The sequence below is a fragment of the Paenibacillus sp. FSL R5-0519 genome, from assembly GCF_037974275.1.
Lineage (GTDB): Bacteria > Bacillota > Bacilli > Paenibacillales > Paenibacillaceae > Paenibacillus.
Genome location: NZ_CP150234.1, coordinates 2,253,966 through 2,270,083 on the forward strand (window position 1 = coordinate 2,253,966; position 16,118 = coordinate 2,270,083).

Consider the following 16,118-nt stretch of genomic DNA (forward strand, 5'->3'; position numbering starts at 1 on the left):
TAATGGCAAATTTTAAATATGTAGAAACAATCACTACTTCACAGGACGTGTTGACAAAACTGAAGGAGGAAGTCACAGGGTTTAAGAGTTTCCCATTTGAATCCACTGCAGGCGAGTCTCAGGAACAAAACTTGTGGGAAGTATTTTACGAAGAAAAGGACAGCAGTGACCGAATTCAGGAACTTATTCTTCGCGGGATCATGACCATTGGAACACAAGCAACACCAATTACTAAGCATTTCTATGTAAGTTTCATCAATCATGCTTTGGTACCACGCATCGTTGCACCTGTTCCAGCCTATGAGGAGCATAGTACGTTGACTGTGCAGTTGCTTGAAGGATTCGAAGGCAGTGAACCAACCACACTGCCGGTAACTACTCGCCCTACATTCAAGCTTACAGGACATCCGGTACTCTACCAATGGGCACTGGAAAACTACACACCAACAGATCGAAATAAAGAAAAACCTGTGTACATGTATGTGAATGTTATGAACAATCGTTTGGCGATGGTTCTTGTCGCCGACCCAGCAGTAAACTTCCTTGATTACAAAAAATCCTTCCTGTATGCAGGTGCATTGAAACCGTTCAAATACAACCTGAATGATGTAGACGGAAACGTCATGCTGACAGCCGGAGCGGTAATTGAAGAACCGGATATCTCTCAGATTGCCACAACGGGAACGTACTACTATGGTCAATATACCTCTGCAGGTAACAACACACTTCAGATGTTGAAAACCAAGTCAGGTATTGAATTCCAGCAGCACTATCCTTCCTTTATCACGCAAGCTCCACCGAAAGGTAAAGCTTATCAAGATCCTGAATTGGGTGATACCGGTTTGGAACTGGAGCCACAGGGCTTCCAGGCATCCAAATGGACGTCCAAATATCACTTGTCTCCGATCTACGTGGTTCATCCTTATGAGGGCTACCGCGGTCAATTCGATAACTGCATCGCGGTTACGAAGCATAATATCCTTCATCTGGATGAGTTAATTATTGATGTGGAAGGCAAGTCTTGGGACCAAGAGGTGTATCGTTACTTCGATACCGATACAGCACAGAATTTCATGAATCTGTCTGCTAACCAACGCATGGGTGTGGCTATTCTGAAGGAAGTCCGTTATACGGCGTAAGTTAAACTGAATCAAAGCTGAGTCGTATAGATTCAGTGAGAGGGAACTTTCTGAGACTCCACTCAGGGGTTCCCTTTTTTTAGTTGGAAGGGGGCAGTGACGTGAATCAAGTAATCAATAAGTTTGATTTCACCGTTATAGATTACACGACAACTCAGTACGGTTACCTGTTTACAGTCGGACCTACAGGAAGCAGGCCTGAGGATTATCGATTTATATATATGCCTTACAGCCGGTATCCAAGTGTCCTGATGCTTGATTTCTACATGGCAAGATCCATCTCACATGGATTTAATCATCAACTTGTGGAAGCGATTCGCAAGGATCTGGAAGGAGAAGAACGATTTATTGTCCTAAGTGATGCAAAACAGGATAAAGAAGGACTTTTGCAAAGTTCCATGGAAGGATCGAGCTCAGCTACTAAGCAAGGCGATGTCATGGAATTTTCGTTCGAAATGGAGCGATCTGCGTTAATTGAAGCTTTGGAAATGGATCATCAAGACGAAGGCCACAGGCCCGGAGGATTAAAGGATTCATTCATTCATGAAAATATGTCAGAGGGCTGGCGCGTAGATAACGATAAAGAGTTAAAGATTGTCCGTAATTTGGGTCTAACTCGTAATTTTGTGAAAAATCTGGATAAGTTGGAGCCAGGAAAAATCAGTTTCAGGGTCAGTGAATATGGGATGATTGCGGATTATGCAGATAGTGCAGAGCAAGATAGCAGCTCTGAACTGGAAATTAAGCAATGGATACACGCTGTTCGAAACGACAAACCGGATATGGATGTGGCAGAGGTTTTCGAGAAAGTGGAGAAAATCATTGGACGCCGGACACAAAATGATTTTTTGCTAGAAGCCATCCAGGACCACTTCAGAAGTACAGAACTGGAGAGCAGTCTTCAATCCAGGAAGGTAAGCAAACAAGATGTGGAATTTCTATATCGGGATCTGCTAGGTTTACGAGATGGTCATAAAGAAACATTTGCCGAACAAGCTGCCATGATGGGGAAAAGGGTAGATGATCATCAGCAGTTATCCATTCTATCGGATATGTCGACTGCTTATATTCGTCGCTTTCAGGAAATAAAGTATATGCATTTTGATCGGACATTGCCTTTAGCTCAAAGAATCTCTAACACATCCCAATTGACACTCATGCAAACACTAGGGACAGCTATGCGAGAAACAACCTTTACTGGAATGACTACTGGCAGAATTGTTCAAGCAGTCAGAGACATTGAAGAGAACATGTTCCTATCACAACTGGATCAGGCTGCGCGGGTTATTGAGAATGAATTGGTAACTCATGAGAACGTACTTGCCAAACTGAAGGATCGTCAGTACCCCACAGTTCTGCATACCGATATGAGAAGTACGCGAGAAGTCAACGAGCAACTGTACTTTCATGATGATCTAATTCAAAGCAGCCGTGACCAACATCGTAATGCGTTAGTCTTTCGTGCAAGTAATACCCTATGGCATCCGCTCCAAGCTCACAGAATAATAGACAAACATCCGGCAACTACAGCATCCGGTATCCTTTTGGCATCCAGAGATATAGGAACTATTGCTGATGTGGAAAAACAGTTTCCTTGGGCTGTTCGGGATCAAGCAGAAGATATGAACGTCATAGGTGAACTGACTACGGGACAAAGAGTTTATTTGGAGAAAATGTATATTGAGCATGAGCGTCCTAAGGCGCGACGGATTTATGTGGTTCATAGTGAGATAGACCGTCATGCAGCTCAGGCTTATCGTGAAAGTACGGAGTACGGTTTTGTTTTCAGAGATTTGCAGGAGAGCAGAAGGGTCAGTAAGGTTCCCGGGTACGTGGAGAGGGAAAGAAAGCTAGGCAAACGAGTGGCCGCAGAGGCTCTAGAAATACTCAACAAGAAATTACTTGGTGAAAGGGAAAGCGAGTTTGATAGCTATATTGAGGACAAGTTTCATACTGCAAATATAGAGAAAAGGAATCTGTACATCCCGAACAGCGAGGAAGGTGCTGCAAGAGAAAAATCCTTTGAAAGCTATGCGACCGGTTCGACAACGGCAGAAAGAGCATTAGCTCATGATTTGTGGTTACCCGAGTCCGAGGACCATATGGCTGACAAGGAATTATTACGTTCTACTATACTCGAAAAGCTAAATTCGTATGGAAAGAACGACGAACAGAAGCATGTACATCTGACTGAGAAACCAATTGTGCTACATAGAGAACGTAAAGAGTTGCATCTGGAAACAATCCTGCATTCCATCCGAGATCGAAGTCGACCAGCCATAGTTCGGGATGACCTTCTGGACAAACTGGTTGGAGGAGGATGGTTGGGGAATAAAGCATACCCTGGATATCTGGACGAGGAATTTATCGTAGGAGAGATCTTGGAGAACAGCCCGGCAGTCATTCTGGAAATGATGATGGAAGCTGTGAATAATGCCGACGCTTCGGTTTATTTTGATGAACCATTTTTGGCTGGGGTTAGAGAGCGGATAGATGCGTTAATCGATTGTGGGATCTTAACAGCTGATAAAGACGGAACCAGATCAGGCATCATTTCCTTTAATTTGGAAGGTGCGAAGGAATCTCAGCTTGGTGATATTGGAACAGAACTTGCAGAAGCTTCCAAAGAGTTGAATATGGCAGTACTTGAAGATGAACCAAGATCGGCTCAACTCGACAGACGTAATTCTACTTTAGAAACAGACGTTTTCGAGGGAGTGAAAATAAAACAAGATCAGCATGGCGAAATTACGGAAGTCATTTACGGCGCAGATTTTAATGCAAGACCGGCGATTATTGAGTTTAAAGATTCATTAGGTTGGTTGGAACATGAAGGGGGACTATTCCCCGATGATCCAATGTATGAAGGAAGTCAAGTTGAACGTAGAGGACAAGCCTTTGATGAGCATGGGATAGGCGAGAAAGACAAACGGAATGGAATGGCTCTTGACCATCATATCGTGAGTTCCAACATGAACCGTGAGAGTGTGATTCATACCGAATTCAATATGGGCGGAGTTTCCCGCGAACGCTATGGCATGCTTGATGATGAATACACCATGGGTGGTACGAACTTGCGCCAGATGCTTCTCAATAGCGAATATGCTATTGGAACGTCGAAGACTCGTGAGGGATACGCGTATGATCAACAACCTATTTCTACTAATCCAACAAGAGAAGGTTTAATCAGTGGTGAGTATTCTATAGGCACAGCCAAGATTAGACAGTTGTATTTGAATGAGAGCTATTCTATTGGCGTGATTGAGCCACGTCAGGCAGCTATGGATATCGATTACTCACTGGCGACTATGGAATGGAGATCAGCATTGCTTAACGACGATTATTCCATAAGCAGCGCGAAATATCGAAATGGAGTAGCTGAGATTGGATATACGCTTGGTTCATCGTGGGCAAGAGAAAGTGCAATAGATATTGAGTTTAACGCAGGGATGCGTCAAGTTTGGGAATCCACTTTGATCAGTAATGCTTCTGAAGCGATTAGGGTAGATCGATATGGATCGGTTCAAGATGAGATGTCTCTAGCCACTACTGTAATGAAATCTGCGAACCTGGATGATATGCTGACGGCTCATTCAATCATGCGCAAAGGGCAATCCAACGTGGAAATCCTCTCGGATTACATGAACAGATTATCTCTCATGCTGGAAGAAAACGAATCTACAAGAATCTTGAAAGAGGCATCCGTCCATGAGTTGGAGAGTGAAGTTGTCAAGTTACGCTTGAGTGAATTGCATGGTGAGGGTTGGTATGGTGGTAAAGGGTTCAGAGATACCGACTTAGTCGAACTGATCTATGATACGATAAAGAGTACAAAGGATTCGGTACTGGATCACGATGTGATCCTTGCCTACAAGCATACTCACGACGCTTACCTTCATGAGACAACGGATAGTACGATTGAAAAGCTTGCTAATCTTGAAGAACAACTTCTAGCGGATAAACCGCAATACGGTTACATGGACCTCACGTTACCACTAGGCGGTACTAATCTCAAATATGCTGATGTTCCAGTGGAATCCGTAGGTGGGACGGGGCTCAGTTATGGAGATATACCTGTAGAAATTGTTGGTGGAACGAATCTAAAATATGGTGATGTTCCGGTTGAGATTGTTGGTGGAACAAACTTGAAGTATGGTACAACAGAGATTGTGCTCTCAGGGGATAAACCGCAGTACGGTAATATGGAAGAGAATCTGCTCGCTGACAAACCGCAATATGGATCTTTGGAAGAGAACATATATGGTCTGAAAAATGCCAAAGATTCCACTATGGGTGAGCAAATTCATGCGTTTAAAGATGGTAAAGAAGTCGATTTGATCCGAACACTTGAGTTCAATAAAGAGGATCGATCAGCATTCCTGCATGACAACCTTTTTGCGGTGAAAGCTGAAAGATGGGCACATTCTCATGAGACGATCAATGATGTAGTGAAACTTCGAAATGGATCGCTGGATCAGGACATGTTCTACGGAAACAAGGAATTTAATGAATCCATTTTGGACATGGAACTGGTTGGCTTCCAATATAAACAGATAGATCTGATCCAAAGCGAATATGCTTATCTTAAAACGAGAGACGTTTATATTGAAGATAACTCCTTCTTGAGCTCCAGGATTTCTTATGACGCGTATAACCATCAATTGGATTCTGGAATGAACTTGTTAAGAAGCACGGCTCTGGATTGGGAGCAATTCGCAGCGGAGAAAATAGATCGATATGGTCATTCACATGAAATGGAAAGTGGTGTTAGGGGTGAGCGATCCGGTGACCATTTCGATGGGATATATGGGACTACACTCCAGAGGTCTGCTTTCTCAGGTGACGAGTTAAGTTACGGAAGTAGTCTTCCGTACACAAGCTACGTTGTTAATGACGGTGAGAGTTTTGGCAGCAAGTTAATAGACCCTGGTTATCTTAGTGAAAGTGATTTTAAAGGGATAACTGAGGAACGTGAATCCAGCATAGCAAGAGAGTTGCCGACTGGTATAGCGAACGCCAGATTGTCTGAAATTGAAGATCCTGATTCTCTCATGGCTTCATTTGAAGAACGCTGTTCTCAAGTCATCACAGGTTTTATTTTCGCTGAAAGACCAGAGAAAAGAGCAGAGTATTTGGAGCAGTTGCATGCGTTCCTTCCAGAGAGAACAGCTCATCTTATGGAGATGTATCATAAAGCCAAGATGGAACCTCGTGAGAGCTTCACACTGACTGAGCACCCGGTGGCTGAACGGGAATCCGCTGATGCTTACATTCCAATGATGGACACTATGGCGCAGGGTCTCCTATTTGATTATTCAGAAGATCTGCTGGATCGAGGAATGGATCCTGAGGACTGGGAAGGCGGGTTGGGCGTGCCGGAGGACTACGATCCGAATGATCCGTTTAATGTGTACTATCCGTATTCCAAGGATATGGATGCGCTAGAATTATCCCAATCAGACGACTGGACTAAATTCGGTCAAGGCGATTGGGAGCGGGATCAACTGCTTGGAAAGTTTTATTCCAAAGAAGATACGAAGGACATCAGCGGATGGTACCGCAATAATTTCCTGGCTGAGACATATAAGTTCTCAGTTGATTTCAAGGTAGATACAAGTACGGATGGGGATGGTGCCGGAATTATTTTCAAATATTTTGATGAACATAATTATTGGATGTTTATGGTTCACGGAGGAGACAGCGATAACAGTCTGGATATGAGAACACCGATGCAGCTATATAAAATCATTGCTGGCAACCCAACGGCAGTGGGTTCTCCGATGCAACCCTTCAAATGGGAGAAGGATAAATGGTATACATTGTCCGTGTCAGTGATGGAAAATAAAATCCAGATCTACACAGACTCAAAATTACAATATGATCTGACGGGCACCGATTAACTCGGTGCTCTTTTTGTCGTATAGAGAGATTGGGAGGTGATTGGTATGGGTCATACATTTGGTTTGTTCTCCAAATCACAAAAAGGTGTATTGTTCGCGAATATGAGAGCGAAGATTGCGGACGAGAGTTACAGCAACCCCAATAACCCTGCGTATTTACCGCAGAGTCCCAATGCACCGAGGAGTGAAACGGACCGGCATGGCGAAGAAAATAATCCTATTCTGGGTGATCCAGGGTACGGTCAGATCGGACGATGGCAGACGGTTCAATTGGATGCACTGGAAAACAGTATTGATCAGATCATTGAGCAGTACCTGAAGGATAAGTCATGGTATGCAAGTGTACGTTGCCGTGAAGCACTGTGGAATATGTATCGCAGGATTGAATGGTGGGTAGAACAACAGCAGCCTCCAGATAAAACACAATATCAGCGAGTACTGCAGATGATTAAAGATTGTATTCACAAGATACTTGAAAATGCTCAGAAGCCTGGCGGTAGTCATCATGGTGTGTCATTGCCGATCTGTCTGGCACCCTACTACCATCATTTTAGTGGAAATTACTTCAATCATTTTGATGCAACTGTATATGAGATTCCACTCTTTTCAATGAAAAAAGACGTCCCATTCTCGAATAAATTCCCTGATTTCTTCAGATATGTATCCTCAACGGAGGATCAGGAATGGGTAGCTGTTCACTCCGTAGGTCGAAATGAACAAGCTGGCTCCGAGATGATCTTAAAACTAGATTTAGGGCTTCTGGAGATTGGCAACTCATCCAAAATTACATTTAACTGGCGTGTGAAGCGTTATGGACAGATCAGGTTCAAGTACCTGGCTAATGCCAAGCGAGGTAATGGCATGCTGTTCTATATTAATGGGCAGCAAGTCGGAGGTGAATGGAGCGAGAACAGTGGATGGCAGGAAGCTGCATTTACGTTACAGCCAGGGCAGATGTACAAGTTCGACTGGTTAATTCGCAAAATGAGACCTGAAGTATGGCAGAACAATGGTATCTATATCAAGGATGTTGAGGTCGTTGAGATTGTTGATACACGCAAGCCGCCTGCTCCTTTGGATATTGATCTGGATGGGGAGGGAAGTGATAGTGATTGGTATGTAAAGTCTTCAAAAAGCATTGCACAAGCCCATTTTCAAGCTCAGTTCATTACAGATGAAGATCGAAGTAAAACGATGAAAATGGATTTGGAGAATGAATGTGACGGTACAGTTTCTTTTGCTTACTTCATGGGAGTAGATAAAGAATCATATCCAACTAAAGATTATGAATTGTTTTTTGATGACATTTTTGAATCCAGAACTCAGCATGGAGAAAGCAGGCATGGTAGCCATGCTCAATCTTTACACGGTGTAGAGTGGAATATCAATGAGGAATATTCAGAAACAACAGCTAATCAAGCCAAGATTGAATACGAAATTATAGCAGGTCCTGAGACGACTGTAGATTTAAGAGGTGTAGTTGAAGTTATATGTCCAACGTACGAGATTGATCATTGGGAACCATCGCTTCATGGTCAAGGGATTGGGAGTTATCAGTGGCAGATGTCGGGCAGTCCGCCATGGGTAAGATCAGGGAATGTATTAAGACTGGATGAACCTATAGAAGGGGATATGATTGCTCAAACCGAAGTGAACTTGCAAGATGAGGGTTGGTTTTTGTTTAGTTATTCTCATCAATTACGAGCTACGGAATCGTTCGAGGTGACTGTAAATGGCATGCTTGAATACTATTCAACGATGCATAGCCAGGGGGAGCAGATACGAATTCCGCTAGAGGAAGGTTTAAATATTATCCAATTCTATATTCGAGATTATTACACTGAGCAGCCTTTCATCGATAAACTAGAAAAATTATTCACGTACGGGAACAATACTGGCAATACATATCGAACTGTAACTGATCTAGGCTCGTATGTTGATGTGACTCGTGGATGGGATGTAACAGATGCAGGAGCTAGAACAGAAAAATCTGGTGATACGATTAGATATAATGCAGAGTTAAATCCTGGAGCTAAGTTTAGCATTCAAGAGCATATGCGTATCTATCCAGCGATGGACTCGTCATACGATCCAGACAAAGGGGTAACAAGAGATTTTAACGTTTTTGAAGAATTGTTTAATGAGGAAGGCAAGTATCATGAAGCATTAAGATTCTCTGGAAACTGGGTGTGGAAAAAAATTGTAAACGGTGATGGGGTTATGTGGGCACAGGGGCATGATCAGGATTTTATATGTGATTTTGAAGCTCATTTAGATAATTCTGGTTACATCTGTTGGCAATACGGAGGGCAATTTGATCCGGGAGAAAAATTGGAACTACAAATTGATGGTATCTCTGTATGGACAGGGAGTCAGTCGAATGACAGAGAAGGGACCAATTGTATGTATCCTCTACCTTCGGGGAATCATCAATTCCGATGGAGATACCGTGACGGTAAAAAATATACACCAGGTAACGGAGATGGGAGGGGGGGAGATTCCACTGGACCAGGTACGGGAACTGATCAGCAAGGGGATACAACGAAAGATCCATATGGAGTGAAGTGTTATAAAGGAGATTCAAAAACGAATAACATCCAGTACGCGCAAAAATCATATGGAGGGCATTCGCCACGTGCTGCTAAGTTTGATGCAACCAATAGAGGTGAAGTTTACTCATCCTCTGGTCAAGCGTACGCATTGGGTGTTACTAAGCAAAATTCGACAATTGTTCGTACGTTTACTGCCCCTAAGATTGGAAGTTTCAATTTCTCTGAATTGTTGACAGTCTATCCAGTAACAAAGAGAAGAGTCTTTGTGAAAAGAGAACTAAATAATAAGAGTGCTCAATATGATCGTGCTGAGACTATTAACAAATCAAATGGTACAGTGGACTATTACTCTTTGGATGTTTCTGGAAACAACCCTCAAAGTCCTGAATATAGTTTATTTGGCTCAGATACCAAGAAGATAACTTTTGAATTCTATTGTGTTGAATCATTTGATATTAAATTTAAATATTTGTGTTACCTGTTACAAGATTCAATTCAAGCCGGGCGACTTAGGGTTGCTTATTATCCTAAAGATAAAGCAAGTCAAGCGGTAACAATTCTTGATTGTAACGATAATTTTGGAGATCAAAAAGGATATAATAGCAAAAGTATTGATGAAACAAAATGGAAAAAAGCAGAAAAGTTTTCTATTCCAATTACAGTTGAGAAACCTGGAAAATATACATTAATTATAGGTCTTACTGATACTTATAATGGGCGTGAAAGAGGAAAAGAAGGTAATTACTATTATGCAGCCATCAAAGATCTTGTGGTTCGCACGGATGATCCTGATGGTGTGAATCAAAATAAACTGCTAAATCCAGTCTTGGTGGATCGATCAACTTATGTGAATGTGCAGTGGTTTGATTTAACAGACGAAAAAAACAAATTTAATCCTATTAAAGTATCCGTTGAAAATGGTCAAAAAGTTAGCGATTTCATTAACAGCCCTCCCTCATTAATACCCGGGCACAAATATAAAGTGGTTTACACACTTATTAAAGATAAAACCTCAACGAACGCGACAGGTCTTGATGCAGGTGGATTTACATTAAGTGAAGGTAGTTTTTCCGAGAGATGGCCTAACTACTGTATTGATGCAAGTGGAAACATGTTCCCTGAAGGCAATTCCCCTCACCCAGGCAAGGAGCCATCGAATCCACCAGACACTACAACACCAGATGGTGGGAGTCATGCTTGGCTAGATGTTATTCGTCTATACAAAAATAACAGCAGAGCGTGTTCTGGGACGAAAATCGTTATTGAAACCTTCGAAGAAGGGAAATTTCTTCATTCCCGAGATGTGACGAATCAAGATGACACATTGGTTACAATTGAAGTGGAAAATACCTCAGATGAGAAGCGGAAGTATGAAGTTCAAGTTCGTTTTGTACAAGATTGTCCTGGAGATGGCGCCATGATCTGGGGAGGGAAACTTAATATTGATGACATTATTAAAGTTGATCCATCCTGGGCAGAAGTGACCCATTTCGAAGTTTGGAATAACAAACCAATTTGGATGGGCGGCTGCGATAACAGTAATATGCGCGTAAAAATTACACGTGAGGACGGAAAAGTGTTATGGGATGAAAAGTATTATGGAGACGGTTATCGTGGCTTCGAACTGAATGAACTGGCTCCCAAGCCTTATAGCAAGTATAAAGTGGAGATTACAACAGATCAGAAGGGACAGATCAGTGACTGGACAGGAAAACGATATCTGACCACCTTCCGGGTGCATGACTTCAAAGCCTACGAAAGATGGGTATGGGTACCTGAGCCGTTTGATTGTCAGCTGGATTTCTTCATTGATGATGAACTAATCAAAACATTCACCCAGGAGGGTGGATACTATACATTTTCACATCCAGTGCCCAAAGGCAAACATGAATTCAAATGGGTGTTTACCTCGCTTCAGGAAGCAGGTACGCGTAGTTACGAATACGCTAATCTGGACTGGATGGAACTGACCAACTGGATCTGTGATGACGTCTATGTCATTCCTTACTGCGAAGGCGGTGGGGGAGACAAGTGTGTTGAAGCACTTATTAAATGCCTGCTGGAAGTTTGGAAAGCACGGCCTAAGATGTGTGTAATCGGTAAACGCATCTGGTTATTCACGTAAAGAAAGGAGGAGCTGTATGGGTGTTGCGAGATTGAAAGAGTCAGGCAGGATATATGAGGATGCGTTCGCAAGCTCCAACCTGGATTCCAAATGGGAAATACTCCCTAATGATGCTACTCGCTATGAAGCGGGTAGTGGCAGTTTAGTACTCAAACATGGTCAAGATCCACTGTATATGTTCTATAAGCCTCTGACAGATATGAAGCAATTCGTCATGGATGTGAAGAACAATTATAATCCCGATACAGAGGGATGTTATGGTGGGGTTATTGTTTTGGTAGACGAACATAATTACATGGAGATTGAAGAGTTTCTGGATGTGTCTTTGCCAACGCCTTTGTTAAAGACCTATCCATGGATACGTTTGATTCGAGATTACAACTATTACACTGCGTACTGGTCGGATGATGGCGTGTTTTGGAACATCATTGGTTCTGTAGAACTGGTGGGAGCTCCTAAAATTGGTCTCTATCTGAAGGGTGAAGGGGATCACCCGATGTATGTTCAGTATATTCGAATTAACAAAGGAACATCTATTGCCATAGACAATCTAACCAAAGGAACTGTGGTTGATCTAATCGATCAGAATGGTGTTGTACTTGAGTCCAGGGTATGCCGATCTGAAGAAACGGTAGTACATTTTAACATGGATCCATATCCATATCCGTTTGAAGGCAATTTTGGGATCAGGCTTCCGGATGGAAATCGGTTTCAGGCCATGGATTCTATTAAGTTATACAAGGGAGACCTAATGTATTTTGAGGTTACACCAGATTTATATTACAAAGAGTCAAATCCTGAAACAGGAGAAGATTTCGATGTGCTTCTCTATCCCAACACGGATCGGTTTCTAGGCTATTTAACGGCAGGTGGTTCTGCTACACAAGAAGTTCGAATGTTTGCCAAGAACCCCATGATATCAGGAGACTTTAAAAATGTAACTTTTGCGCTCACAAGCGGAACGGATAAAGTGCAGATTGCGCCCGATGTTGAAGGCGTTCCTGGGTCTTTCAGCTACTCAATCACCGCTTTTACCATTTTGCCAGGAGCGTCCTATCGATTCTGGCTGCGAATGGAAAGGGAAGAGTCTCAAGACAGGTATGCTTCCCAGGTCAAATTTTCGCTACAGATGTATTCGACATACATATGACTTAATCGTATTGGAGTAATTACGTATAGATCATGTAAGGCATGAATGGAGGTGGTCAAATGTCAGTAAGAATTAACCAGTCTCATCGATCATCCGCCAAGAGTCATAAGGAATTGAGTGATATTGGGGTTCGTACGCATGATGAGATTGATTCCTATCTTGCAGAGTTGGAAGAAGCCAGAGGGTCTGCACTTAGTCTAGGCGACCGAATCACACTCGTAGAAGAGTCTGCACACGATTGCCGAGATTCAGTAAAAGATCATGAGCAGAGACTAGGCGATGTCGAGACTAAGGTTACTTCAAACAGCTCACGATTAGATGATGTTCAGCAGGATATTCTGACGGCAAGAGCAGATGTCAACACTCTTTCCAAAAGTCAGGATGACCATGAGAAGAGATTGAGCCTGGCTGAGAAGGAAATGAAAGAAGCACGTGGAGCAGAGGCATCCATAGATCATCGATTTGACACGTTGGAGAAAGCGATTGAAGTTGTAGCGAAGCAACCCATTCAGGATCTCAGTGTTACCAACCCCATGTATTTAGATGCAAATAACAGTGTTCAAGTTACGATTAATGCAGGACGAGCCAGTATCAACAAGGTTATTGTGGATCAGTTTACTCAGACATTTAGTATCCCGGACATTGTGGCAAATAAGACATATTATATTTTTCTTCATGAAAATGGGGTGTACTCTTACAGTTCAGATCAAGAAGAGCCCAAGGATGCCGTGATTATTGGTGGACTCGATGTCGGAGTTTCTCCAACAACTTCACTTACGGCTTTGGATTTCAGATATTTCTTAACAAAAGGTTCTATTGAAAATGACATGTCTGAATTGGGAATTCGTGTAGATGATCTGGAAAAAACCGTTGGTGAGCAAACCGCAACAATTGCTTCACATCATGCGGCGATTGAAGCGATGGAAGCTCAATTAGAAGCAACTGCTGAAGAGGTTGTGGTCTCAAGAGAAGATAAAAACGGAGTCGTCTATGATGCTCTCAAGGACAGACTCGACAACATGCAGAGTCGTCTTGAACTCGCTGAGAGTCGAGGCACCATGGAGCATCAATCCGTATTCCATTTCACTTCTGCTCCTAACAGCAGGTTGTCGACGACTAGAGATTTTCAAGTGCCCAGATATGTGATTGGTTCGAATTCCGCAGAGGTATTTCTGGACGGAATACGCATGGATGCAGGAGACGATTACATTGAATATAATGATACGCTTATACGGTTTACTTTTGATGTGCCCAAGGAAGCCCGGGTAACGATCATTGGTCGTGGGTCTATTATTAATACCACTTCGGTAACCGAATATACCTACTATCCAGATGGAAAAGTACATACCGAGAAGATTGATGGAGGAATTAACCGTACTATTGAGCACTTTTATAGCCCGGATGGAAATTTGGAACGACAAGAGGTTACAGAGAGTAACGGACAGATTAAGTCTATTGAGTATCAGCGTGACATTACGGGTAAAGTACTGCGCGAAATCAACAACGGTGCAGATTATTATGTACTTCAAGGTGGTGCTACCTTCGATGACACGGACATCCGGAGGAGGCTTGTCTTTCTTGAAGGAAGTACGCTTGAGCTCGATGTCGTGTATAACTACTTCTCTAATGGTGACATCGAGTCAGAAGAAGTGTTCTCCGTAGAATTGACACCGCAGCTATTGAAGAAAACATCGTTCACTTACAATGCTGATGGTACCGTTAAGACCGAGACATTGATCTATGACGGCCAGGGAGTTCAAAAGGCGTTTGAATACGATGCCGGCGGTAACATCAAACAAGTAAAAATTAGAAAGGTTGTGATTTGACGTGACGAGGACCGTACAGGATGTGAAATTTGCTCTACATACCATTATGGATAAATTAGTGGGCAATCACTCAGAGCCATACAGTACAGAGGAAATTGAAATCCTGATTTTCGCTTTTGAAAGCAATATTCTGTTTGATAATGTGGCTCATAAGTTTCTGCCTTCACTTAAAGGGTTACCTGAAATTCAAGAGGCTGCTAGTGGTGTGAAGTCAGAGGGTGAAGCCGGGGACAAAGTGCAGTCTTACCATGAGAATCTCATAACAGAGAGAAGCGATATGGTGAAAACAATCTTGTTTGCTGTTATTAAGGAACATATATTTCGTGACATGAGTTTAAGATTCGGGACTTAAGGAGGTATTAGAGTGGCTGAGAACATTCTACTAAGCGCGCTACGAAGATACGAGTTTTATTCTTACTCGTCCACATTTATTTCAGAACTTTATAAAACAGTGAGCCAAGAGTTGTATGGAGATACCAACTGGGAATGGGATTACAATACAACGAATGAATACTCGATTCCAAGAAGCTGGAATAGTATCAGTAGATTTACAGGAAACCAAGGCACGATAACGGCAAAAAATAAAAATGATCCAAGTTTGTTTTTTACAATAAGTATGAACATCTCAAGATTTTATACTAATTATTATACTAATGACTACACACGGAGTTATTTACTTAGAACTGGATATAGAAACAATGGCTCAGTAGTGAAACCTGATCTTTATACTGAAGTAGGCGCTGTGTCAGAAATACCACTAAACACCTGCATCAATGAGGCCTATTCGGACAGAAGCACTGCCCCAAATGTATACTGGAAATGGAGCTTATTCAGCTCACAGCATTATATTTTCATGTTAGGTGAGCCACAGAATGCTACTGACATAGCGTATCCAGTAAGATTGTATCTCGGAAAATTGAAACCTTTCGAAAATGAGGACCCTTTAGTAGCTAACGATTTTGTAGGCGTTTTCGGACATTATCCTCTAGGGTTGAACATGTCGGACGACGAATTAAAGTATAGTACAGGGCGAGGCTATGTGAGAACATCAAGAAACGGCACTGCAAATGCTTTATATCACTTTTCAACAAGTTCCCAAGTCTCTTCTCCGGGTTTGGGTGGGAGGTACTTTGTTTCGCCCTTCTATGTATGGCATGAATCAGAAGGTGTGCGTGGAGAGTTTTATGGTATTCGAACAGCCGTTCTGAGGGATGCAGGTATGTATCCCGATGGCTCTATTCTAGATCTTGGAGACGAACGCTATTATGTTTTTCATGTTATGAATCAACAGCATCCATCAACACATCAAGGTTTTTATGCAAGCAATGGAGCTTACTACAATGGCCAACCCTACTTCTTCGATTCCCCCTTACTCCTAGGTGGTGGGCAGCGGGTGCTGCTGTTCGAAATTGAGAAGGAGGTGTAG

Annotated in this window: 7 protein-coding genes; all 7 read left to right on the plus strand. The window is 42.5% G+C overall.

Annotated elements, in window-relative coordinates:
* Nucleotides 1–2 precede the first annotated feature (2 nt).
* Nucleotides 3–1,139 carry a hypothetical protein gene (locus tag MKY73_RS10320; protein WP_339307251.1) on the plus strand — a complete coding sequence of 379 codons (1,137 nt, stop codon included), beginning with the start codon at nt 3–5 and terminating at the stop codon, nt 1,137–1,139.
* Nucleotides 1,140–1,240: 101 nt separating this feature from the next.
* On the plus strand, nt 1,241–7,039 hold the full coding sequence (locus MKY73_RS10325) for a hypothetical protein (RefSeq protein ID WP_339307252.1): 5,799 nt from the start codon (nt 1,241–1,243) through the stop codon (nt 7,037–7,039).
* A 45-nt stretch (nt 7,040–7,084) separates the two neighbouring features.
* Nucleotides 7,085–11,716 carry a hypothetical protein gene (locus MKY73_RS10330; protein WP_339307253.1) on the plus strand — a complete coding sequence of 1,544 codons (4,632 nt, stop codon included), beginning with the start codon at nt 7,085–7,087 and terminating at the stop codon, nt 11,714–11,716.
* A gap of 16 nt (nt 11,717–11,732) precedes the next feature.
* The gene (locus tag MKY73_RS10335) at nt 11,733–12,866 is read left to right on the plus strand and encodes a hypothetical protein (RefSeq protein WP_339307254.1); all 1,134 of its coding nucleotides are present in this window, start codon (nt 11,733–11,735) and stop codon (nt 12,864–12,866) included.
* Between the two features lie 59 nt (nt 12,867–12,925).
* Complete coding sequence (locus MKY73_RS10340; protein ID WP_339307256.1) at nt 12,926–14,692, plus strand: hypothetical protein; 1,767 nt, start codon at nt 12,926–12,928, stop codon at nt 14,690–14,692.
* Nucleotides 14,693–14,714: 22 nt separating this feature from the next.
* Nucleotides 14,715–15,044, plus strand: coding sequence for a hypothetical protein (locus MKY73_RS10345; protein WP_339307258.1), 330 nt, complete (start codon nt 14,715–14,717; stop codon nt 15,042–15,044).
* A gap of 12 nt (nt 15,045–15,056) precedes the next feature.
* Nucleotides 15,057–16,118 (plus strand): hypothetical protein, encoded by a 1,062-nt coding sequence (locus tag MKY73_RS10350; protein ID WP_339307260.1) that lies wholly within the window; start codon nt 15,057–15,059, stop codon nt 16,116–16,118.

What these genes read in the sequence shown, in the direction of transcription:
- MKY73_RS10320 (WP_339307251.1), top strand. Translation starts at nt 3, where the DNA reads ATGGCAAATTTTAAATATGTAGAAACAATCACTACTTCACAGGACGTG.
- MKY73_RS10330 (WP_339307253.1), top strand. Translation starts at nt 7,085, where the DNA reads ATGGGTCATACATTTGGTTTGTTCTCCAAATCACAAAAAGGTGTATTG.
- MKY73_RS10335 (WP_339307254.1), top strand. Translation starts at nt 11,733, where the DNA reads ATGGGTGTTGCGAGATTGAAAGAGTCAGGCAGGATATATGAGGATGCG.
- MKY73_RS10340 (WP_339307256.1), top strand. Translation starts at nt 12,926, where the DNA reads ATGTCAGTAAGAATTAACCAGTCTCATCGATCATCCGCCAAGAGTCAT.